This window comes from Lacrimispora sp., assembly GCF_047605665.1.
In the GTDB taxonomy this organism is placed as follows: domain Bacteria; phylum Bacillota; class Clostridia; order Lachnospirales; family Lachnospiraceae; genus Lacrimispora.
Window position 1 is genome coordinate 38529 of record NZ_JASGFH010000013.1, and the last position, 23744, is coordinate 62272.

Below are 23744 nucleotides of genomic sequence, written 5' to 3' on the forward strand. Positions count from 1 at the left end.
GGAGAAATTGCTATGTTATCAAAGACATTGACTGTAGTAAATCCATCCGGGCTTCACTTAAGGCCAGCAGGAGTTCTGTCTCAGACAGCTATGAAATTTAAGAGTGACGTTATTATCGAATACGGAGAGAAGAGAATCGTAGCCAAGAGCGTGTTAAACGTGATGGCAGCCGGAATCAAGAGCGGCGCAGAGATCAACTTGATCTGCGACGGAGAAGATGAAGCAGCAGCTATGAGCGCTTTATCAGAAGCGATTAAGAGCGGCCTCGGCGAGATGTAATACATAATTTTATAAAGATATGAAGCAAGGCCCTGGAAGGGAGGTTTCCGGGGTCTTTTTTTGTTGTTAAGAACATTGGAAATGAGGTCATGCTTAATATTTGAAAGCATAAACTTAAAAATATTAGAAGTTTACTTAAGATCGCTTAGAGGAGGCTTTAATTGTATCGATTTATGCGTTGAAATAGAGTTTTAAAAGCGTAAATTTCAGATAATACATTTGTAAATATATTAATTAATGTATTATCTGACAATAAAGGAAAGAAATCCATTTACAAGCTGCCGAAAATGTAGTATCATCTACTAAAATTCACTGTTGCACTTTAATACCCCAAAGCGGAAACGCATAGAGGCGGGCCCCTTCGGGCATGCCGGCATGCGAAAAGCCATGGCAGGAACAAGGAAAGGAAGAGATTTATGGATATGAAATGTCCCGGATTATATGATCCACGCTTTGAACACGACAACTGCGGAATTGGAGCGGTTGCCAATATAAAAGGCTTGAAAACCCACCGGACCGTAGAACAGGCTCTTCATATTGTGGAGAATTTAGAGCACCGTGCGGGAAAGGACGGAGAGGGCAAGACCGGAGACGGTGTCGGCATCCTGCTTCAGATTTCCCATAAGTTTTTCCAGAAGGTGACCCGTTCCCTTGGAATGGAAATCGGACAGGAAAGGGAGTACGGAGTCGGAATGTTTTTCTTTCCCCAGGATGAGCTTTCCAGAAACCAGGCCATGAAGATGTTTGAAATCATTGTCAAAAAAGAAGGCCTTGATTTCCTGGGCTGGAGGGATGTCCCCACTCATCCGGAGCTGATCGGTGACAAGGCAGTGGACTGTATGCCTTATATTGTCCAGGGTTTTGTAAAGAAACCGGCGGACCGGTCAAAAGGTCTGGATTTTGACAGAATGCTTTACGTGGTGAGGCGTGTCTTTGAACAGAGCAACGACAATACTTATGTGGTTTCTTTAAGCAGCAGAACCATTGTCTATAAGGGCATGTTTCTCGTAAAGGAGCTGAGAAAATTCTTTTCAGACCTTCAGGATAAGGATTATGAGTCAGCCATTGCCGTGGTTCACTCCCGTTTCAGCACCAATACCAATCCCAGTTGGATGAGGGCTCATCCCAACCGCCTGATCGTTCACAACGGAGAGATCAACACCATCCGGGGAAATGTGGATAAGATGACTGCCAGGGAAGAAAACATGGAGTCCCAGCATTTCCGCTATGATATGCATAAGGTTCTTCCCATTATCAACCAGGAGGGATCGGATTCTGCCATGCTGGACAATGCTCTGGAGTTTATGATGATGAGCGGCATGGACCTTCCTCTTGCAGTCATGGTCACCATTCCGGCTCCCTGGGAGCACGATAAATCCATGCCTCAGGAGGTTAAGGATTTTTACCGGTATTACGCCACCATGATGGAGCCGTGGGATGGCCCTGCTTCCATCGTATTCAGTGACGGTGATCTGGTGGGCGCTGTATTGGACCGCAACGGCCTTCGCCCCTCCAGATATTATGTGACGGATGATGACCACATGATTCTGGCTTCTGAGGTGGGAGCCATTGACATTGAGCAGAGCCGGGTAGTGAGAAAAGAACGTCTCCGTCCGGGAAAGATGCTTCTGATTGATACGGTGAAGGGATGTCTCGTCAGCGATGAGGAATTAAAGGAAAGCTATGCATCCCGCAGACCCTATGGAGAGTGGCTGGATTCCAATTTAATTGAACTGAAGGACTTAACCATTCCAAACAAGGGTGTTCCTGCCATAAGCGGCGAGGAACGGGCAAAGCTTCAAAAGACCTATGGCTACACCTACGAGGAGTATAAGACCGTAATTCTTCCCATGGCATTAAACGGGGCAGAAGCGGTTTCCGCCATGGGTGCAGACAGTCCTCTGGCGGTTTTGAGCAAAAAGCACCATCCGCTGTTCAACTATTTCAAACAGCTCTTTGCCCAGGTCACCAATCCGCCCATTGACTCCATCCGGGAGGAAATCGTCACTTCCACCACGGTTTATGTGGGAGAGGAAGGCAACATCTTAAAGGAAGAGGCGGAAAACTGCAAGATATTAAAGGTTACCAATCCGATTCTCACCTGTACGGATTTGCTGCGGATCAAATATATGAAAAAGCCCGGTTTTCAGGCGGAAGTGATTCCCATCACTTATTATAAGAACACTTCTCTGGAAAAGGCCATTGACAGGCTGTTTCTGGAGGCGGACCGGGCCCACAGGGATGGGGCCAATATCATCATCCTGTCTGACCGGGATATTGACGAAAACCATGTGCCCATTCCTTCTCTCCTTGCCGTGTCTGCTCTTCAGCAGCATCTGGTGAAGACGAAGAAGAGGACTTCTGTGGCCTTGATTTTAGAGAGCGGGGAACCGAGAGAGATACATCACTTTGCCACTCTGCTGGGATACGGGGCCTGTGCGGTCAATCCATATCTGGCTCAGGAGTCTATCCGCTCCCTCATTGAAAATCAGATGCTGGATAAGGATTACTATGCCGCTGTCGAGGATTATAACTCTGCAATTCTTCACGGCATTGTAAAAATTGCCTCCAAGATGGGAATTTCCACCATACAGTCGTATCAGGGAGCCCAGATATTTGAGGCCATCGGCATTTCCAAACAGGTGATTGACAAGTATTTTACGGATACGGTCAGCCGGGTGGGCGGAATTTCATTGGAGGACATTGCAAGCGATATGGATGCCCTTCACTCAGCGGCATTTGATCCCCTTGGCCTGGACGTGGATTTGACCCTGGACAGTGTGGGCAGCCATAAGGAGAGAGCGGGACAGGAAGAGCATTTATACAATCCTGTGACCATTCACCTTCTTCAGGAGGCTGCCAGAACGGGAAGCTATGAGACTTTTAAGGAGTATACCCATGCGCTGACAGAGGAAGGCCAGACCGTCAATTTGCGAAGTCTGCTGGAGCTTGACTATTCCAAATCAAAGGAAATTCCCCTGGAAGAGGTGGAGAGTGTAGAATCCATTGTAAAACGGTTTAAGACGGGAGCCATGTCTTACGGCTCCATTTCCCAGGAAGCCCATGAAACCCTGGCGATTGCCATGAACCGGATTCACGGCAAGTCCAACAGCGGAGAGGGAGGGGAAAGCCTGGAGCGTCTGACTGTAGGGCCTGACGGATTAAACCGCTGCTCTACCATTAAGCAGGTGGCTTCCGGACGGTTTGGCGTGACCTCCAGATATTTGGTGAGCGCAAAGGAGATTCAGATTAAGATGGCCCAGGGCGCTAAGCCGGGAGAGGGCGGCCAGCTTCCGGGGGCAAAGGTATATCCCTGGGTGGCTAAGACGAGACACTCCACCTCAGGTGTGGGCCTGATTTCCCCGCCGCCACATCACGATATTTATTCCATCGAGGACCTGGCTCAGTTGATTTATGACCTTAAAAATTCCAACACCAGCGCACGAATCTCCGTTAAGCTGGTTTCTGAGGCAGGAGTGGGAACCATTGCCGCAGGTGTTGCAAAGGCTGGGGCTCAGGTCATCCTGGTATCAGGTTCTGACGGAGGAACGGGAGCTGCCCCCAGAAATTCTATTTACAACGCAGGACTTCCCTGGGAGCTTGGAGTTTCTGAGGTTCACCAGACCCTGATCATGAACGGACTTCGGGATAAGGTGATTTTAGAGACCGACGGAAAGCTGATGACAGGCCGTGATGTCGCCATTGCCTGTATGCTGGGAGCAGAGGAATTCGGTTTTGCTACGGCACCCCTTGTGACGCTGGGATGCGTGATGATGAGAGTCTGCAACCTGGATACGTGTCCGGTGGGAATTGCCACCCAGAATCCGGAGCTCAGAAAGCGTTATAAAGGGAAGCCGGAATATGTGGTCAATTTCATGTACTTCATTGCAAATGAGTTCAGGGAGTACATGGCAAAGCTGGGAATCCGCAGGGTGGATGAACTGGTGGGAAGAACGGACCTGCTGAAAAAGAAGGATATCCTTCCTTCTGAACGGGCAGGAAAGGTGGATTTTACCGCCATTTTAGGAAATCCTTATGCAGGGCAGAAGCTGGCTGGCTATGACCAGAAGCAGACGTATGACTTTGAACTGGATAAAACCATTGATGAGCGGGTGCTCTTAAAGAAGTTAAAACAGGCCCTGGAATCGGGACAGAAGAAGAGCCTTCAGATCGATGTTTCCAATACGGACCGGGCTTTGGGCACGATTTTCGGGTCTGCCATCACGAGGCTGTATCCGGAGGGGCTTTCTGAGGATACCTTTACCATTAACTGTACGGGAAGCGGCGGCCAGAGCTTTGGTGCCTTTATTCCCAAGGGGCTTACTCTGGAGCTGGTGGGCGACAGCAACGATTACTTTGGCAAGGGGCTTTCCGGCGGCAAGCTGGTGGTATATCCTCCCCAGGGTATAAGATTCAAGCCTGAAGATAACATTGTCATCGGAAACGTGGCTCTGTACGGAGCTACCAGCGGAAAGGCATTCATCTGCGGAATCGCAGGAGAGCGGTTCTGCGTCCGAAATTCCGGAGCCTCTGCCGTTGTGGAAGGCGTGGGAGATCACGGATGTGAATACATGACAGGCGGCCGGGTGGTGGTTCTTGGGCCTACGGGCAAGAACTTTGCTGCGGGAATGAGCGGCGGCATCGCCTATGTGCTGGATGAGAAAAGAGATTTGTATAAGAGGCTTAACAAGGAAATGGTTTCCTTAGAAGAGGTCACCAATAAATACGATGTTCTGGAGCTTAAGGCCATGATCAAGGAACATGTGGCTTATACCAATTCTGCAAAGGGAAAAGAGATTCTGGACAATTTCGGTGATTATCTGCCTAAGTTTAAGAAAATCCTTCCTCATGATTACAGGCGCATGCTCAATACCATCGTCCAGATGGAGGAAAAAGGTTTAAGCAGTGAACAGGCACAGATCGAAGCATTCTATGCCAATACAAAAAATTAAGGAGGAGCAGATCATGGGAAAACCGACAGGATTTTTAGAATATAACAGAGAAACAGGAAAAAACGTAGATCCCAGGGACCGGATCAAGAATTATAACGAGTTCCATCTGCATCTTTCCGAAAAAGAACAACGGTGCCAGGGCGCCCGCTGCATGGACTGCGGCGTCCCCTTCTGCCAGTCCGGAGTGATCATGAAAGGAATGGTTTCCGGCTGTCCCTTAAACAACTTAATTCCGGAGTGGAATGAGCTGGTGTATACGGGGACGTGGCATCAGGCCTACAACAGGCTGAAAAAGACCAACAGCTTTCCGGAATTCACGGCCAGAGTGTGTCCTGCTCCCTGCGAGACCGCATGTACCTGCGGTTTAAACGGAGACCCGGTTGCCATTAAGGAAAATGAGTACGCCATTGTGGAGCGGGCCTATGCAAACGGCCTGGCGGCTCCCAAGCCTCCGAAGCTGAGGACCGGCAAAAAGGTAGCTGTTATCGGCTCCGGCCCTGCGGGGCTGGCTGCTGCTGACCAGCTCAATAAAAGGGGGCACAGCGTAACCGTATTGGAACGGGAGGACCGGATCGGCGGCCTTTTGATGTACGGCATCCCCAATATGAAGCTGGAAAAGAACATCATTGACCGGAAGGTGGATATCATGAGGGAGGAAGGTGTTTCCTTTGTGACGGGTGCTGATGCGGGAAAGAGCCGGAAAGCAAAGGAACTGCTTAAAGAATTTGACCGGATCATTCTGGCCTGCGGAGCCTCCAATCCCAGGGATTTAAAAGTCCCCGGAAGGGATGGGGAAGGGATTTATTTTGCAGTGGATTTCTTAAAGTCCACCACAAAGAGTCTGTTAAATTCCAACATGCAGGATAAAAGCTATATATCGGCAAAAGGAAAGCATGTCATCGTGATCGGAGGCGGAGACACGGGAAATGACTGCGTGGGAACTTCCATCCGCCATGGCTGTGCCTCAGTGACCCAGCTTGAGATGATGCCCAAACTTCCGGAAAGCCGTACCCCGGACAATAGCTGGCCGGAGTGGCCCAAGGTTTTAAAAACCGATTACGGTCAGGAGGAATCCATTTCTGTATTCGGCAAGGATCCGAGGGTTTATCAGACTACGGTAAAGGAATTCATAAAAGATAAGACAGGAAAGGTTGTGAAGGCCGTTCTCATGAGCCTGGAGCCGAAAAAAGACGAAAAAACAGGCCGCATGACCATGGAGCCGGTGGCGGGAAGTGAAAAGGAAATTCCCGCAGACCTGGTTCTGATTGCAGCAGGATTTTTAGGGGCTCAGAACTATGTTGCGGAAGCCTTTGGCGTGAAGCTGGATGGCAGGACCAATGTGGAAACCGTAAATGGGAAATACAAAACCAATGTGGATAAGGTATTTGCAGCAGGAGATATGCGCAGAGGACAGTCTCTGGTGGTCTGGGCCATCAGGGAGGGCAGGGAAGCCGCAAAAGAGGTGGATGCCAGTCTGATGGGATATTCAAATCTGGCATAAAAATTCATAGAGAGAAATGAAAGGGCAGTCTGCGGGAAAAGAGCAGGCTGCCTTTTTCGCTCCTGACTCACTCTGTATTATAGAAGTTTTCAGGACGGAAATTTGCTGTCTGTTACGAAAAAATGAAGTAATGATATCAAGATTTACAACCTGTAAAATAATGGTATTTTTCGTTAATATATAAGTATGGATGGTAGTTTTTGTAAAGAAATAGAGTCAATTTTACTGAAAATAGAGAAAGGATGGAGAAAATATGTTCAGAAAAGTTCCTGGCCGGAGTTTTCGCAGTCACCTCACCAGTTTTAACATTAAACTGATTCTTCTCATATCTGTGCTTTTTATTTATTTTATGACAAGCTGGATTTAACCCGGAGCCTTTCCGTTGGTTGAGCTGATGAAACAGCGTGACCGCGGAAAGGCGTTTTATATTTCAGTGGAGGGAGGGCATTTCCTCGTTAAAGCATCTTTTCGACAGAGGAATCAGGCATCCTCCAGCCATATTTCCCAGGGAAATGATGAGAATGTATAAAAATGCCTTTTGGCCCCACACGCCAGCCATGGTGAAGTAAAACATATCCGCGATGCTGTGTTCATATCCGGAAAGGATGAATACCATAATGGGCAGGACGAGAGCCAGATATTTCCCGATGCCGTCTTTTATGGTCTGATAGCCGATTACGGCAATGCACATCATAATTCCGCACATGACAGCCATGATAAAGGTGCTGAACAGGGTGTCCGACAGCTTTACGCTGACAATTTCCTGGGTGTGTCCGATCAACCGGGACAGCTTTGTATGCCTGAATACGTATCCGGTCCCCACAGTTCCTGCAAAATTCCCCAGGTACACATTGAGCACATTCCATAAATAAGCAGGTTTTTCCTGAACGATGCGGCATATTTTTCCGGTATATAAGTTAAGCCCAAATGCGTAGATCGTAAATAATCCGATGGAAAATAAAAAAGAACCGGCAATGTGGTTGTCCAGACTCAAATAAATGACGCCTCCGGCGCTGATGGCAACTCCGGCCATAACCGATTTTATAAATGTTTTCATATTAAAAATACTCCCTTTTTCTTGCCTTTATGCGGTATTTCAAAGGCAGTTTCTGACCACGTCATATTATAGCATAAAGAAGGCGGTTTACAAGGAAAATATCGTTTATTGACATACTTTATCAATCTCTGCTGCAGGAGGAGGCGGAGGAGTTTCGGACATAAAAAATCCGGCGCCAGAAGACGCCGGTATGAAACGGTTTTGTGATATGATTATACGTTAAAACGGAACAGGACTACATCGCCATCCTTGACGACATACTCTTTTCCCTCCAGGCGTACAAGGCCCTTGTCCTTGGCGGCGCTGTAGGTTTTGCAGTCTAAAAGGTCCTGGTAATTTACCACCTCTGCCCGGATAAAACCGCGCTCAAAGTCGGTGTGAATCTTTCCGGCTGCCTGGGGAGCCTTTGTGCCTTCCTTGATGGTCCAGGCCCTTGTCTCGGTGGGGCCGGCAGTCAGGTAGCTGATGAGGCCCAGCAGGTGATAGCTGGCTGCAATCAGCTTTTCAAGGCCGGATTCTGTAAGGCCTAAGTCTTCCAGAAACATCTTTTTTTCGTCTTCTTCCAGCTCTGCGATTTCCTGTTCAATCTGAGCGCAGATGACAAAGACCTCGCAGTGGTTTTCTTTTGCAAATTCCCGCACTTTTCCCACGTATTCATTGGAAACACCGTCATCGGCCAAATCGTCTTCGCTGACATTTGCAGCAAAGATGACGGGTTTGAAGGTCAGAAGATTTAAGGAGGAGATGAAATCCATTTCATCGTCATCCTCTGCTTCCAGGCTTCTTGCCAGATTTCCATCCTCTAAGTGGGCTTTGATTTTCTTTAAAACTGTCAGCTCTTTTGCCAGGGCTTTATCGTTCATGGCGCCTTTTGCGGTCTTGGCAATGCGGCGGTCTAAGATTTCCAGGTCAGAAAAAATCAGTTCCAGATTAATGGTCTCAATATCGCGGATTGGGTCTACACTTCCATCCACATGGATTACGTTGCCGTTTTCAAAGCAGCGCACAACATGGACGATGGCATCCACCTCCCTGATGTTGGAAAGAAACTGGTTGCCCAGACCTTCTCCCTTAGAGGCTCCTTTTACAAGACCGGCAATATCCACAAATTCGATAACAGCAGGGGTGATTTTTGCGGAATCGTAAAGAGCGGCAAGCTGTCCTAAGCGGGCATCGGGAACAGGAACAACTCCTATGTTGGGATCAATGGTACAGAATGGATAGTTGGCAGACTCTGCACCCGCCTTTGTCAGGGAGTTAAACAGAGTGCTTTTGCCTACATTGGGCAATCCGACAATACCTAATTTCATATCAATTACCTTCCTAATATTGTTTATATTTATAGTTGATTTTTATCTATAACTAATATAGAATAACATATATTACTTAAAAATAAAAGCAAAAAACGCAGGAACCGTTTTCTTTTGTCGAATTATAGATGAATATGTCGGGCGAATCTGTTTGATTTTTGCGTTTTCACGGGGTAAAATAAAGAAAACATCGAAAGGAGAAGACGAATGGCAAATTCGGCGGATATTAGTTTTGTAAATTTGGGAATTACCATTGACCATTTGCGAAACAGTATCTCGATATTTGGATTCCGCATCGCATTTTACGGGATTATTATAGGGATTGGAATTTTAGCGGGCCTCTGGATTGCAGTGAGTGATGCAAAACGCAGGGGAGAAGATCCGGAAATCTATATGGATTTTGCCTTGTATGCGATCATTGTTTCAATTATAGGTGCGAGAGCTTATTATGTGATCTTTGATTGGGATAATTATAAGGATGACCTGATTCAGATTTTAAATCTCAGAGGAGGGGGACTTGCGATCTATGGAGGTATCATAGGAGCTGTCATTACTCTTCTCATTTATACCAGGGCGAAGAAACTTTCTTTCTTTTCCTTGGCAGACACCGGTTGCCTGGGTTTAATAACCGGGCAGATTATAGGAAGATGGGGAAACTTCTTTAATTGCGAAGCATTTGGCGGATATACTGAAAGCCTGTTTGCCATGAGAATCAGAAGGGCGCTGGTTAATGAGAGCATGATATCCAGAGATCTTTTAGATCATTTGATCGTAAAAGACGGTATAGAGTATATTCAGGTACATCCTACCTTCATGTATGAATCAGTCTGGAATCTCTGTGTTCTGGCTTTCCTGCTTTGGTACCGGAAACGCAAGAGGTTTGACGGGGAAATACTTTTTCTCTATCTGCTTGGCTATGGTTTGGGACGGGCATGGATTGAGGGGCTGCGTACAGACCAGTTGATATTCTTTGGTACTGGCATTCCTGTGTCCCAGGCATTGTCTATTATTTTGGTAGGATTATCGGCTCTTGTGCTCTTCTGTAAAAACGGACAGATACGAAAAAAGAGCAAAGGAGAAACAGATTATGACGATGTCAAAAGAAGAGTTGATACATGATATTGAAGAAGCAAGAATTAGATTAAACACCAGCATTGAGCATGATGATAAAGATGTGATTTATTTACGGAGTGTGGAGCTGGATAAGCTAATTGAACAATATATTGCTGCAGGCTACTGATTGGTAATAGAAGCCTGTGGATGCGCTGATACAGATTTTAAAAAGGTGTGGAAAGAGATAAGACTCTTTTCACACCTTTTACAATGCACTTAATATTTCAGCAACTTAAGCCGATATACAAATCATAAAAATATAAGTAAATTGAGGGATTTCTGTGATAACTAAATTAAATCAATATAAGTATAAAAGAATAACTCTTTTTATACTTTTTTTTATAGGTCTTGGATTGCTGGCAGTGAATTTCCGTTTAAAATCGTCTAAACCTGCTCAGCCCCTTGCAAAACAAGGCCGTCTTGATCTGTCCGGCTGGGACTTTAGCAAGAACGGTGCAATCAGGCTGGACGGAGAATGGGAATTCTATTGGAATCAACTTCTTACTCCTGAGGATTTCAACGATGCAAATAAAAAAACTCCGGACGGATATATAAAAGTACCTTCCGAATGGAAAGGCCGTATAGGAACAACTCTGCTTGCAGATAAAGGAGCGGCAACTTACAGACTGAAAGTCAATTTGGGCAGCAGCATGTCTGCCTTGGGAATACAAACCACGATCATCCGCATGTCCAACCGAATATTTATTGACGGAAATGAGCTGCTGTCCAGCGGAAATCCTGCCCTGTCAAAAAAAGACGGATATGTCATGGCAAACACCTCGTATTCCACAAGCTTCTATCCAAACAGCAGGGAAGTGGAAATTATCGTACAAGTCGCTAATTTTGATTATATGAAAGGCGGTATTGTACAAAGCATTTATCTGGGAAATCAAAAGGATATCTACTCCATGTCTGTGCGCAGCAGTTTTTTAATAAGCTTTACGGTGGTCGGACTGTTTATTACAGGCCTTTATTATTTTTTCCTGTTTTTAATGAGGCAGGCAAACCGAAGTGCTCTGTATTACAGCCTGTATTGCTTTACCTTTTCCTTATTCAGGTTACAGTATGGAGAAAAAATTCTTTTTCAAATGTTTGAAAATCTATCCAACGAATATGTCATATATATACGGTTTTATTTTGCACAGATTTATCTGACTACCATCTTTTTGTGCCTGTTTGTAAAAGAAATTGCAAAGGAAGTAATGCCTCGCTGGTTTTCCAGAACGGTTGTTGCACTGTTCAGCGGGTTTGCCTTGATTTTCCTCATTTTCCCTATCAGTATTTCATCAAAGATACAAAATATGACTTTTCTTTTTATGATTTTGATCTACGTGGTTATTATACTGACGCTTATAAAAGCACTGGTCAAAAAGCGATATGAAAATTTAGAAAGGTCTGATTTAATACAGCTGAGTATAGCCTTTATCTGTGTATTATTAACCGTAATAAACAGTGTGTTTTATGTTAATAACGTAATAAGAAGCAATTTGATCGGCTTTGTAACTGTTATGATTTTTATTGTGATTACTTCTTCCCTGATTTCCAGACAGCACGAAAAGGCTTTCCAGACAATTGATAATATGAACCTCCGGTTATTAGAGCTTGATAAACTGAAAGATGAGTTTCTGACGAATACCTCACACGAGCTCAAGACGCCTCTAAACGGTATTATCAATCTGACCCAGTCTGTGATCAATCAGGGAGAAGGGCAGCTTGAGCCTTCTCAGGAGGAAGATTTAAAGCTGGTCATTGCGGCAGGAAGAAGGCTTAGCGCCCTTATCAATGATATCCTTGATATCTCCTGCTTAAAACAGGGAGAGGTCACACTTTTGAAAAAGCCAATAGATGTACGGTCATTGGCTTCCGTCATTATACATGTTATGGAGCATTTAAAAGAAAAAGAAGAAATACGGTTTATCAACTCCATTCCCGAACATTTGCCTCTTGCCAATGCAGATGAAGCACGTCTGCAGCAGATTTATTACAATCTGCTGGGAAATGCGCTGAAGTTCACACAAAAGGGAAGTATTGAAGTGGGAGGACAGCAGCAAAACGGTATGCTGGCTCTTTGGGTAAAGGATACGGGCTGCGGAATCCCCCATGATAAGCTGGATGATCTTTTTCAGCCATTTTATCAGGTCGATCCTTTGAAGAAAGAAAATCAGGGAGCAGGTCTTGGATTGTCCATTACCAAACAACTGATTGAGCTTCACGGAGGGAATATATCCGTAGATTCCATTCCGGAAAAAGGTACAAAAGTTACCTTTACTCTTCCTGTCTGTAAAGATGATGTAATGGCGGCCAACCCGCCTGTGGAGAATCTTCCTCCTGCTTATTTGGAACCTGTTGGCAGACAGCCTCAATCATACAAGGAGAAGAAAGGCTCTTATTCCATCCTTATTGCAGAAGATGACCCCATCAGTTTAAGAGCCCTTCTAGGGATACTTGCTTTTGAGGATTACAGCATAAAAACAGTGTATGACGGAGAAGAAGCCCTGGAAGAGATTAAAAAATCTCCCTGCTATGACCTTGCAATTCTGGATGTGATGATGCCAAAACTGACCGGATATCAGGTGCTGGAACAAATCCGAACCAGATTTACCGGAATAGAGCTCCCTGTAATCCTGCTGACAGCAAAGGCCAGAGCTGAGGATATCAAGATGGGCTTTGAGGCAGGTGCAAATGACTACATTGCAAAGCCATTTGAAGCAGAAGAATTAAAAAGCAGGGTCAGAACTCTTGTACAGATGAGAAAAATGGTACAATCTCTTGTTTCTACTGAATTCAGCTTTTTAAAAGCGCAGATTAAGCCTCATTTTTTATATAATGCATTGAGCGTTATTACTTCCCTAAGTACCAGAGAGCCTGAAAAAGCAAAGGAGCTTTTATTACATTTATCTGATTATTTAAGGGGAAGCTTCCACTTTGAAAATCACAACGGAAGCATTTCTTTATCCGCTGAATTACAGACGGTGGAATCGTATTTGGCAATTGAAAAAGCCCGGTTTAAGGACCGTTTAAAGGTGGAATATGAAATTGAGGACGATGTTTCCGTTTCCATTCCCATACTTTCTTTGCAGCCGTTGGTTGAAAATGCGGTCAGACATGGTATTATGAGCCGTATTGAGGGAGGAACTGTTAAAATATCCGTCAAAAAAAGTCGAAATAAGCTGCTCCTGACCGTAGAAGATGACGGTGTGGGAATGTCGGAAGAAAAAATAGTAAGCCTTCTTCAGTCAGAAGAAACAAAAGGTGTGGGCATCAAAAATATTCATAAGCGTATGGTTCTCATGTATGGCGAAGGACTACATATAGAAAGCAGGGAAGGAAAGGGGACAAAAATAACAATGGCAGTTCCATTAAATACAGAATAGGTGGTGGTGGTGTGAAAGTTATTATTGTAGACGATGAGAAGGATACTCTGGAAGATATTTGTGATGCGGTAAGAGAATATGAGGACTTTAAAGTGGTTGGCAAATACACCAATCCTTTAGCTGCCTGGAATGACATAAGAAAAACAGAGCCGGATTGTGCTTTCCTTGATATTGAAATGCCTGGAGTGAACGGACTGGAATTTGCGGAACAGCTTTTGGATTATAATCCTGAGATAAAAGTTGTATTTATTACTGCTTTTAATTATTATGCAACAGAGGCTTTTGAAGTAAATGCCATGGATTATATATTAAAACCGATTCATCCGGCACGCTTTCAAAAAATAATCCAGAGGATAAGAGAAAAGCAGGGGAATACGGGTGCCGTTAATGACACCAGAGTCACTCTCTATTCCTTAGGGTGCTTTGAAGTTCATATCGGCAACACTCAAATCAAATGGAATCGTTCTAAATCAAAGGAACTGCTGGCATATTTGCTCCATCATAAAGGCTATAGAAAAGTTAAATATACCATATGTGAGGATTTATGGCCTGAATATGAACCCAAAAAAGCTCTCGTCAATCTGCAGACCGCTATGTACTCCTTGAAAAAAAGTCTTGGCGATGCAGGAAGAGAGGCCATCAGGATCGATTTTTCAGATGAAGGATATATGCTGAAGCTTGGAAATATCACATGGGATGCCTGGGAGTTTGAAAGCCTCTATAATCAAATGAAAGAAAAAAGGGAACTTTCCTCATTGAAAAAGGCTGTAAAACTTTATCAAGGTGATTATATGGGCGGCGAGGATTGGTTATGGGCACAGCTTACTGTGGAAAGCTTTGCTTTAAAATATCAGGAACTGCTGAAAATGCTGGCTGAGGTAAGCTTTGAAGCAGAAAATTACAATGAAGCGATGGAAACCATCATGACCTTTGCAAAAAAACAGGCGCCAGATATAGAATTACAGCGTATTTTTTCAAAAGCTGCTTTTTGCTGGAATGGAATTTCCGGATTGAATTATCAAATAACCAGATTGAGAAAGTTGTATAAGGAAGAATATGATAGTGATGTTGATTCCGCTATATTGGATTATTGTTCTGAAAAGGGAGTAAAGATATCCTAGCAAAACTATATACATACTTGCAATTAGTTTAAAAAAAGGCGGCAGAAGTGCCGCCTTTTTGTGTTTTACGCGAATTTTGTCAGTGATTTGTCAGCGAATGCTGTAAAATAAAAGGTGGAATATGTTGTGTTTGTTGTCCGTATGGATGCAGCCGTATCGATTTAAGCATGGCATGAAAGGCGGAATCATATCATAGCCTGTTGTTTAGCGGATTAAAAAGAAAAGGGGGGCTTTTGTAAAAGGAAAAAAGAAGCTATTTCAATGTGTTTCAAGGAAAGACGAAATACAACATTTAACAGGTGGTTTTACCGCCGACAAAAATTTCAAGAGACGGAGGATTATTTTACAGTGAAACAAAAACGAAACATATGCAAGGCTGCTTTTTCCTTCTTCCTGGCGGTTTTGCTTACCTTACAGTCAGTGCCGTTTACTGATGCAGTGTATGCGGTAGGCACAATAGAGGATTCTGCCATTGCGGTTGACGGGGAAGAAGGCGGGACAGAAGGTTTAAAAACAGCTACATCCAGTGAGGCCAGTGAGGCCAGTGAGCCGGAGGAGTCTGAGGAAGCTGAGGAGCTTGAAAAGGCAACGTCCAGCGAGGCAGAAAAGCCGGGGCCTAAAGCACCCCAGGAGCCGCTGGTAAATGTAATGAATTTGCAGCAGGCTCTTGAGTCCGGAGATAAAACGCAGGTGATCAAGGACGCTAACGATACCTTTACGCTGAAGATTTTACAGGGAAGTCCCGCTGTTGAGATCCCTGAAAATGGGACACTCAACGGCAGGAGCAATTTTACCATTGAATTGACAAACATAAAGGTGCCTACACTGGGTGACATAACCGGCAACGATGGCAGCGATATTATTATAAAGGGTGATACCGTGATCCTGAGCAAAGAAGATTTCTTTCCAGGCATAAATCTGACGGAGACAAACTCCCGTGACATCAATATTGGCTCTCTGAAAATTGCCACCGCCACCTTTACCCCGGAGGCAATTACCATTCGGTTTAACGGTGACGACACCTTCTTTGGCGGCGGTAAGAGGGATGTGACGATTGCCCTCAGGGTCACTGCCAAGGCAGCGGACCAAACCCCTGGAAAGGAAATAGACACAGACATTTTCAGGCATTCGTACAAGCTGCAAAATGCTGCGTTGGTACCCCAATACGGCATCAATCTGATCTGCAACAGCCCCTCCGGCCACTATAGCTGGATCAGCGGTGCGGCTTTTAAAGAGGGAGCCATTGAATGGAAAGCGGTCGTGACTGCTGTCGATGCGAGTGATCCCAGCATCCAGATGCCGTTGAACGGACTAATGTTCTCCGAAGCGCTTGCCACTGCCGGAACCTATGTCGAAGATTCCTTTAAGGTTTCCAAGGTGGAGGTTGTGGACGGGGTGGACAAAACTCCAATATCGGTCGACGGTGCAGAGCCGACTGTCACCGGTTCCAATCTGAGATATACTTTCCCCAATGATTTCGGTGAGTACAAAGCGGTGATTACCTTCAAAACGTGGATTCCAAAGGAAAAATATTATTCCGAGTACCATGGAACGAACGGCGGGCTGGTGGATCCAAACATAAATTCCAACCAGTCTCAGTCTGTTTTGACTTCCGCAAAGCTGCTGGATACAGACGGCAGCAGCGAAAGGGCCACAACAACGGCGGTAACGGCCGCGCTCACCCCCGACTGGATTCAGCAGTATGGCAAGGTGAGCAAGAGCGGAAACGACACCCTGATTACTTGGACGATTGATGTGAATAAACGCAATCACCACCGGGCGAACACGCCGCGGAGTGATTTGCAGGGCATGACCATCGAGGATGTGCTGCCTGCGGGAACTGAATTTGTCTCGGCCACCTATAAAGTAAATGATATTGACAAGGGGGCGATCAACCCTACGGATAATGTTTTCAGCATCGGGGATGCGAACGGACCCGTCCAACTGGTCATTGTCTCCAAGGTGACCGGTAATCAGACTGGGTTTACAAACATTCCCAAGGCGAAGTGGAAGTTAGATCAAACGAACAGCATCGATCAAGACAATGATGTTGGTGTAACTGCCAGCACCACGGTCACCATCGGCGCACACGCTTTTTCAAAGAGCGGTACGTGGGTGCGGGATGCTGCATCCACCAGATGGACGATAAATTTGACATTGCAATACGATGTACCCGATGCAACCGTTTACGATCTGCTCATATACGGCGGTTCCCGTGATGTGTTAAACAGTCTGGATGAGAATCCGAAGGTATCTAATACGAGGCTGGCGGCTATCAAAGGCAAGATTGACGACAATCAGCTATGGCGGAAATACCGTGCGGATACGCTGAAGGCGACTGGACTGACCGGGGAAGTCATTACCCTGACTGCGGGCGGCGTGGCGGTGGCCGACCTGATAAAGGTCACCGGGTTTAAGGGTGAGACGGCGGGGACAGTGTCCTTTGAGTCCATCATGACTAACCCTGATCATCTCTTCCGGCAGGACGGAGGAGGCGAAAGATGGAACCGTGCTCTGTTTTTTGACGGAGACAGCTATGTAAGTCAAGCTGATGCCAGCGATGGGGTACATATTCGTATGCTGAACAAGGAAATGCTCTATGCCGCTAAACCCCTTGATGCAAGCGGCAGGGAGGTGACGGTTCATGGCTGGAGACGGAAGGGTACGGAATTTAACATTCCTGCCATCAACCATCAAAACTGGTATACAAGCAACAACTTTGCTGATAATCTGGTCCGGTACGGGTATGACCAAGCCACCAGAACAGTCACCTTCCGTCTGGCAATCAACCAGGCCGGGTTTAATACCGATACGATCAAGGTGGATGGCGGAAGCCGGGTTGCCAGCGAGATTCAATTGGTGGACACGCTGCCTGCAGGCTGGGAGTTTGTCGAGTACGCACCCGGAAAGAAATACGAACTGCTTGCGTGTAATCCACCCAATGGTGGAGTCGATGGCGGCTACTTTTTGTATGTCAATGCCGGAGCCGTTATCGCACCAGGCGATCCGAAGCACGTGGTCAGCAGTTTCACTGCCAATGGCAATGTCGGCACATTCACCTTCTCGAAGCTGGGGGGCACTTATGTGATTCTGGTAAAAGCCCGGCCAACTAACGATGCACTGGCGACGTATCAGCTCGGCGACAACAAGATGACGAACACCGCCGAATTCTCCATGAAATGGGGAGACACCGTCAAATCGGCAACCGAGACGCATCCGGTCATTGTGCCTTTCCGGTCACTGAGTAAAACGGTACGAAAACCTGTTTCCGGCGTCCAGGAGTGGACGGTGAACTACACCCCGCCTTTCCATATGAAGCAGGGAGTTTATCTGCAGGATACATTGGGCGCGGGGCTGCAGCTACGAAAAGATGTTGACGGAAGTCTTTCCCTGGCTCCCTCAGATCTGGCTGTTTATAAAGGGAAATTAAAGGCTGACGGCACGTTGGAACGGGACGGTGCTCCGCTGAACCTCAAAGATACAAACTGTGAGGTCAAGGTATCGGTGGAGTGGGGGGACAGCACAACACCCACCAGGCTGAAATTCCAGATGGATGATCCTAACCAACTGTACCTGCTTGTTTATCAGACGGAATCCAAGGGAATGACGGCGGGAGCCACTGCCGGCAACAAGATTGAACTATTGGGCGACGACACGCTTCCGCAGATTTCAGCCCAGAGCAGCATTGTGCTGGACAGCAGTGATGTAAGCGGCAATGCGGCTGACAACGGAATACTGTACCTGAAGAAGGTTGATCCGGATGGGAAACCGCTGGCTGGTGTAAAGTTCGAGCTGTTTAATCCGGACGGTACCCCTGCTGAGAACAAAGACGGTTCTAAAATTGGTGAAAAAACCACCGATGCCAGCGGCAAGACCAGCTTCATCATTCAGATGCCGGGACTTTACCAGCTTAAGCAGACCTATATTGATGAAACCACCTGGCTGCCTACCACTACGGTGTACTGGGTGCGCGTCATTGATGCACCGGGCTGTCCGGTCTTGGTGGATGGCGTCAAAGCAGATGTAAATAATCCCCATGTGGTGCCCACTCCAGCCACCGGTAAGCTGACTATCAAAAACACTGTGGATGGAAACGGCGCGGAGCCTGACAAGGATTTCGAGTTCACCATTACCTTTGCCGGTGAGGGTAAGGACGCAAGCTATTCCTATACGAAGTCGGATGGCACCACAGGAAGAATCAAATCCGGGGATACCATTCTCCTGAAACACAATCAAACGGTCCAACTGCCGAAGCTTCTGGAGGAGCTTAAGTACACCGTTACACAGAAGGACTATACCTCGGACGGATATACCACTAATCCAGTGACATTTACATATACCGGAACTATTGAGAAAAATGGTGACCACAAAGCGGAATTCCTTAACAGAAGGATGCTGGAAGGCGATCTGTTTATTGAGAATAGTGTGAAAGGCAGTGGTTCGGATAAGAGTAAGGATTTTGAATATACCATTGCATTTGATGGAGCCGGTAAGGATGGCAGCTATGCTTATGACAAGTCGGACGGCACCAAAGGAACCATCAAGTCCGGAGACAAGATTAAACTTAAGGATGGACAAAGCATCACCATTAAAGATATCCTAAAAGATACGGTATACACTGTTACGGAAGATGATTATACCTCTGAGGGTTATATAACAGAGCCGTCTTCCCGGATATATACAGGAACAATCGAAACAAAGCAGACAGCAAAAGCGCCTTTTGTGAATTCGCGCCAGTTGCCAGGTACTCTTGAATTAAAAACAAAACCTGCTTCTGATCCGGGAGAGCCGAAAGATTCATCCAAGGTGCCCGGTGATGGAAAACATCCTGCGCTGTTGATTGCCACTCTGGTGGATGAAAATGGAAAACCGGTTAAGGATGCCACGGTTAAGTTTTATGACAAGGACGGTGCAGAGATTGGGACTGCGATCACAGATATCAACGGAAAAGCCCAATATTCCTGGATTCCCCCGAAGGTAGTGGATACAGTTCAGAAGGAATATCCATTTACGGCAGTTACCACTGCCACCAGTCCTTCCGGAGTTCCCTATAAGAAATCCAATGAAGTAAAGGTATTGGCAGCCCCTGCGGAACTCTTTGGAATCCTGCGGGACAACACCACCGGTGAGATCATACCAAACGCAGAAATTACGGTGCGGAACGAAAAAACCGGAACACCAGTAACAATAAAAACCGATGAAAACGGCGAATACCGTTATCCGGTAAACCGGGATGAAGAGTACACTATTACATATTTTAAGAAGGTAAAGATCGGGGGAGTGTCTACTCCTATTCCTTTCACACAAAAGGCAGATACCAATGGCCTTGTTATGGAAGGACAAGAGATTCCTGCCGACATTACCGCAGTGGGTATTGTGCTCTTTAAACAGCCGAATAATCAGACCTCCAAGCTGGGCAATGAGCTTAGCAGCAAGATGAAGGTTTACTTAAAAGACGAAACAGGAAACTATGTTAAGGAAAACGGTGTGCCTAAGGCATTCCCTCTGGACCCGGTGCACGGTACCTTTGCAGCCTCAGGCCTGAGCGAACAGACATACACCATGGAAGTGCGCTGTGAAGTTGGACAGGGCCAGGAACTGGTTGTCGCAGAGGCGAAGCTGAATGTGAAGGCAGACGGTGAGCTGAATATTTCTGAGGAATTGGTTGACCCCTACGGAACCATTACGGATAAAAATACCAAAGAGGCTATCAAAAATGCGGAAGTGACGTTGTATTATGCTGATACGCCAAGAAACAGAGCAAAGGGCATCACCCCAGGAACTAAGGTGACATTGCCTGCAATTCCCGGCTTCGCTCCTAATGATAATTTAAGCCCAAGCCAGAAGAGTGACGCAAGCGGAAAGTATGCTTATATGGTATATCCTGATACGGACTATTATCTGGTTGTGACAAAAGACGGGTATGTGACGCATACAAGCGGACCGATCTCAGTAGGAGTGGATATTGTGCTTTACGATGTAGAACTGGAACCTGCTGGCGGCAAAAACTCCGGTAGTTCAGGCAGTGGCGGCAGTACAGGAAGCGTAAGAGCCAGAGGAACCGTTAATATCGGCGGGCCGGGAGTTCCGAAAGCCATTGATGCCATAGGAGTGATTGCTGACGATACGGTCAATGTGCTGAAGAATGTTGACAGCACCATGGAATATTCCGTCGACGGCGGAAACTGGCTTGTCTATGATCCGGCAAATGCCCCCGATTTAAGCGGCAATCACACTGTACAGGTTAGAGTAAAAGCAGATGGAAATGTACCGTCAGGTGCAATTACCACTTTATACTTTACTGATAACAACCCGATTGCGAGAGGTGCAAAAACAGGCAATAAGGAATTAGCCGGTCTTCCGAAAACAGGAGATAACGGTACATTCCGACTGTTCTATATGATGCTGGCGCTGGCAGTTCTGATGACAGCAGGTATTTACCTGTCAAACAGCAAGAAAAGAGAAACAGAATAAATAAGCAAAAAAGCGGTAAGGAAATGGATAACCCCAAATCCTTATCGCCTTTTTTTCACCTGATGAAATGACTGTCGCCAAATGTTACGGTTCCCTTGAGTTTTCCACACAGTAATCGCAGTACACAATAAAGCGGTAACAGGAAATACAATCCAGCCGGGGTCCCATTGATCCCATATAATTCCGATGAAAATAAATATTCCGGCAGCCAATAGAAAACCTACTCCAAAAATCCAGGAACCTCTTGCAACTTTGCCTGAAAAACCGGTTGAGCCGTTTTTTTAAGCACCTGTTATATTTCTGCCCGGAAATCTGTCAGATAAATATTTGGTCTGCAAAAGGGGTTTTCCTATGGTATAATAGATGCCATAACTGAAACCGGAAATGACAATTGGAAATCAGAAAATGTTTTAAGGCGGGCCGTGTTTATTATGTATGAACAAAAATACGAATCGGCAGAGTTTGTGATTATCATATGATCTTGAGCTGTAAAGGGGGAAAATAGAATGAGTATTGATAAAAACAAAGCAGCCGTACTGTTCCGCGGCTGGGAAGATGGGTTGATATGGTCCTGTTTACAAGGCCATATGGGAAAACTCATTTTGGATGATGAGGAGAATCCTGCATCGGCACTGATTGATATTGGTGATTTTTGCTTTTTTGCAGGAGTTCCCAATGATGTACTGCTGAATGCCTTAAGTGGAGAAAAATTGCTGATCCCCAAAGACGAGCCTTGGGAGAAGTTAATAGAAGATTTTTATGGCAGCAGAGTGAGCAGGACTTTTCGCTATGCAATTAAAAAAGAGCCGGATGTGTTTGATGTTAAAAAGCTGAATAATTATATAGAAGCATTGGATCATTGTTATGAGCTAAAGCTGTTTGACCGGAAAATTTTTGAAATGGCAAAAAGTGAAAAGTGGTCCGTTGACTTATGTTCCCAGTTTAGTGACTACGCAGATTATAAAAAGAGGGCAATAGGTACAGCGATTTTACATCAGGGAAAGCTGGTGGCAGGAGCTTCACCTTATGCAGTATATAATGGCGGTATTGAAATTGAGATAGATACAAAACCCGAATACAGACGTAAGGGGCTTGCGACAGTATGCGGAGCTAAACTGATATTAGAATGCCTGCAAAGAAATATTTATCCGGATTGGGATGCTCACGATCTGCGCTCCGTCGCTTTAGCTGAAAAACTGGGATATCACCTTGATCATCCCTATGTAACCTATATTCTGGCTGATCGTTGAAATTTTGATAAGAAAATGACCGCTCCTTTACAGTAAGAACGGTCAATAATCCGGGAATGTTAAATGTCTTTTTCAGTAGTCTGGGTATTTCCGTTGTGGTTTCCGCAGTAAATTCCTTTTTTGACTGGAGAGAACATAAACCCAATAATGATACCTGATAAAAAAGCGATGATTGTGATGAGCTTGTAATCGCAGGAGCTCCACTCACGATTAAGAAAGTTATTCATAGATTTCTCCTCTCAGTGTTGTATAGTAATTAATTTTATCACAGGATTAAGGCTAAGTATAGGTATTTTGTCACAGTATATGAGAATATATGAAAGATATTTCAGGAAACAGCAGGATGGAAAAAGACGGAATTTTAAAGGATTGAAAATTAAGAAGTTACTACAAAAAAATATATAAAAGGGTGGTCAGAATGAATTATCAGCTATGCAAAGATGTGATGCGCAATGATGCCAGGAGAAAGGCATTTAACGAGCTTGCAGATAAAACTTTTCAACTGTCATTTGAAAACTGGTATCAGGATGGATACTGGGAAGAAACGAATATGCCTTATACGCTTTTTGATGGTAAAAAAGCAGTGGCAAATGTTTCTGCTAACAGAATGGAGTTGATTTGGCAGGGAAAGAAATGCAATTATATACAGCTAGGCACTGTTATGACAGATGTTTCTTATCGCAATCAGGGTTTGTCCAGGCTTCTTATGGATGAAATAATGAAAGACTGGGAAACTCAATGTGATGCGATTTTTCTTTTTGCGAATAAAAGAGTTTTGGATTTTTACCCGAAATTTGGTTTCAAAAGGGAGAAACAGTACCGGTACAGCACCAGGGTTGATAAGGCACCGGGCTTAAGAAGAAAAATGGACATGAGCTGCCTGCAGGACAGAGAGATGCTGAAAAAGTATTATTTAAAATCCAATCCTTTTTCAAATTTACAGGTGGTCAATAATTATAGTGTATTGATGTTTTATTGCAGCTCTTTTATGAAAGACAGCGTATATTACATACCTCAATGTGATGCTGTTGTCATAGGGGAACAGGAGGGCAGTGTGTTTCACTGTTTTGAGATTTTTTGCGATGGCGGTAAAAATCTGAATGATATGATCCGTTTGGCGGCCCCGGAGGGCATAAATGAAGTGATTTTGGGATTTACGCCAAAAGATGGCCTGAGTTATAAAATCAAGCCGGTGGATGACAGCGATAACGCTTTGTTTGTATTAAAAAGCAAAGAAAATATCTTTGAAGGCCAAGAGCTGATATTTCCGGAAATCTTTCATACCTGATCAGAATGGTAAAAATCCGGGGCAT

At 45.3% G+C, this 23744-nt stretch carries 13 protein-coding genes; 10 read left to right on the top strand and 3 right to left on the bottom strand.

Annotated features, from left to right (window positions below):
• Positions 1-12 precede the first annotated feature (12 nt).
• The 3 genes from QM657_RS11905 (at position 13) to QM657_RS11915 (ending at position 6732) form a co-directional block, all read left to right on the top strand.
• Positions 13-279, top strand: coding sequence for an HPr family phosphocarrier protein (locus QM657_RS11905; RefSeq protein WP_415066883.1), 267 nt, complete (start codon positions 13-15; stop codon positions 277-279).
• A 416-nt stretch (positions 280-695) separates the two neighbouring features.
• Positions 696-5231 (top strand): glutamate synthase large subunit, encoded by a 4536-nt coding sequence (gene gltB, locus QM657_RS11910; protein ID WP_415066884.1) that lies wholly within the window; start codon positions 696-698, stop codon positions 5229-5231.
• Between the two features lie 13 nt (positions 5232-5244).
• Positions 5245-6732: a glutamate synthase subunit beta gene (locus tag QM657_RS11915; protein ID WP_415066885.1), complete on the top strand. Its 1488-nt coding sequence runs from the start codon at positions 5245-5247 to the stop codon at positions 6730-6732.
• Positions 6733-7162: 430 nt separating this feature from the next.
• Here the strand turns inward: QM657_RS11915 and QM657_RS11920 are convergent, their stop codons facing one another.
• Both QM657_RS11920 and ychF read right to left on the bottom strand, forming a co-directional pair.
• Positions 7163-7798 (bottom strand): formate/nitrite transporter family protein, encoded by a 636-nt coding sequence (locus tag QM657_RS11920; RefSeq protein WP_415066960.1) that lies wholly within the window; start codon positions 7796-7798, stop codon positions 7163-7165.
• 203 nt (positions 7799-8001) lie between these two features.
• Positions 8002-9099: a redox-regulated ATPase YchF gene (gene ychF, locus QM657_RS11925; protein ID WP_415066887.1), complete on the bottom strand. Its 1098-nt coding sequence runs from the start codon at positions 9097-9099 to the stop codon at positions 8002-8004.
• 207 nt (positions 9100-9306) lie between these two features.
• Between ychF and lgt the strand changes: the two genes are divergently transcribed.
• The 6 genes from lgt (at position 9307) to QM657_RS11955 (ending at position 22431) form a co-directional block, all read left to right on the top strand.
• A complete protein-coding gene (gene lgt / locus QM657_RS11930; RefSeq protein ID WP_415066888.1) occupies positions 9307-10218 on the top strand; it encodes a prolipoprotein diacylglyceryl transferase in 912 nt (303 codons plus the stop codon).
• Positions 10187-10339, top strand: coding sequence for a hypothetical protein (locus tag QM657_RS11935; RefSeq protein ID WP_415066889.1), 153 nt, complete (start codon positions 10187-10189; stop codon positions 10337-10339). The genes lgt and QM657_RS11935 overlap by 32 nt, the downstream gene beginning before the upstream one ends.
• 235 nt (positions 10340-10574) lie before the next feature.
• The gene (locus tag QM657_RS11940; protein WP_415066890.1) at positions 10575-13586 is read left to right on the top strand and encodes an ATP-binding protein; all 3012 of its coding nucleotides are present in this window, start codon (positions 10575-10577) and stop codon (positions 13584-13586) included.
• 11 nt (positions 13587-13597) lie between these two features.
• Positions 13598-14707: a response regulator gene (locus tag QM657_RS11945; RefSeq protein WP_415066891.1), complete on the top strand. Its 1110-nt coding sequence runs from the start codon at positions 13598-13600 to the stop codon at positions 14705-14707.
• Between the two features lie 348 nt (positions 14708-15055).
• Entirely contained in the window at positions 15056-21181 is a 6126-nt protein-coding gene (locus tag QM657_RS11950; protein ID WP_415066892.1) for a DUF4073 domain-containing protein, read from the top strand.
• A gap of 506 nt (positions 21182-21687) precedes the next feature.
• Complete coding sequence (locus QM657_RS11955; RefSeq protein ID WP_415066893.1) at positions 21688-22431, top strand: GNAT family N-acetyltransferase; 744 nt, start codon at positions 21688-21690, stop codon at positions 22429-22431.
• A 59-nt stretch (positions 22432-22490) separates the two neighbouring features.
• On the opposite strand, the gene QM657_RS11960 is transcribed toward QM657_RS11955, so the two are convergent.
• Positions 22491-22658 (bottom strand): hypothetical protein, encoded by a 168-nt coding sequence (locus QM657_RS11960; protein WP_415066894.1) that lies wholly within the window; start codon positions 22656-22658, stop codon positions 22491-22493.
• Between the two features lie 191 nt (positions 22659-22849).
• On the opposite strand from QM657_RS11960, the gene QM657_RS11965 reads away from it, so the two are divergent.
• Positions 22850-23719, top strand: a complete 870-nt coding sequence (locus tag QM657_RS11965) for a GNAT family N-acetyltransferase (protein WP_415066895.1) — start codon at positions 22850-22852, stop codon at positions 23717-23719.
• Positions 23720-23744 lie beyond the last annotated feature (25 nt).

Excerpts from the sequence above, each read along its gene's own strand:
- lgt (WP_415066888.1), top strand. The coding sequence starts at position 9,307 with ATGGCAAATTCGGCGGATATTAGTTTTGTAAATTTGGGAATTACCATT.
- QM657_RS11960 (WP_415066894.1), bottom strand. The coding sequence starts at position 22,658 with ATGAATAACTTTCTTAATCGTGAGTGGAGCTCCTGCGATTACAAGCTC.
- QM657_RS11955 (WP_415066893.1), top strand. The coding sequence starts at position 21,688 with ATGAGTATTGATAAAAACAAAGCAGCCGTACTGTTCCGCGGCTGGGAA.
- QM657_RS11905 (WP_415066883.1), top strand. The coding sequence starts at position 13 with ATGTTATCAAAGACATTGACTGTAGTAAATCCATCCGGGCTTCACTTA.
- QM657_RS11935 (WP_415066889.1), top strand. The coding sequence starts at position 10,187 with ATGACGATGTCAAAAGAAGAGTTGATACATGATATTGAAGAAGCAAGA.
- gltB (WP_415066884.1), top strand. The coding sequence starts at position 696 with ATGGATATGAAATGTCCCGGATTATATGATCCACGCTTTGAACACGAC.
- ychF (WP_415066887.1), bottom strand. The coding sequence starts at position 9,099 with ATGAAATTAGGTATTGTCGGATTGCCCAATGTAGGCAAAAGCACTCTG.
- QM657_RS11965 (WP_415066895.1), top strand. The coding sequence starts at position 22,850 with ATGAATTATCAGCTATGCAAAGATGTGATGCGCAATGATGCCAGGAGA.
- QM657_RS11915 (WP_415066885.1), top strand. The coding sequence starts at position 5,245 with ATGGGAAAACCGACAGGATTTTTAGAATATAACAGAGAAACAGGAAAA.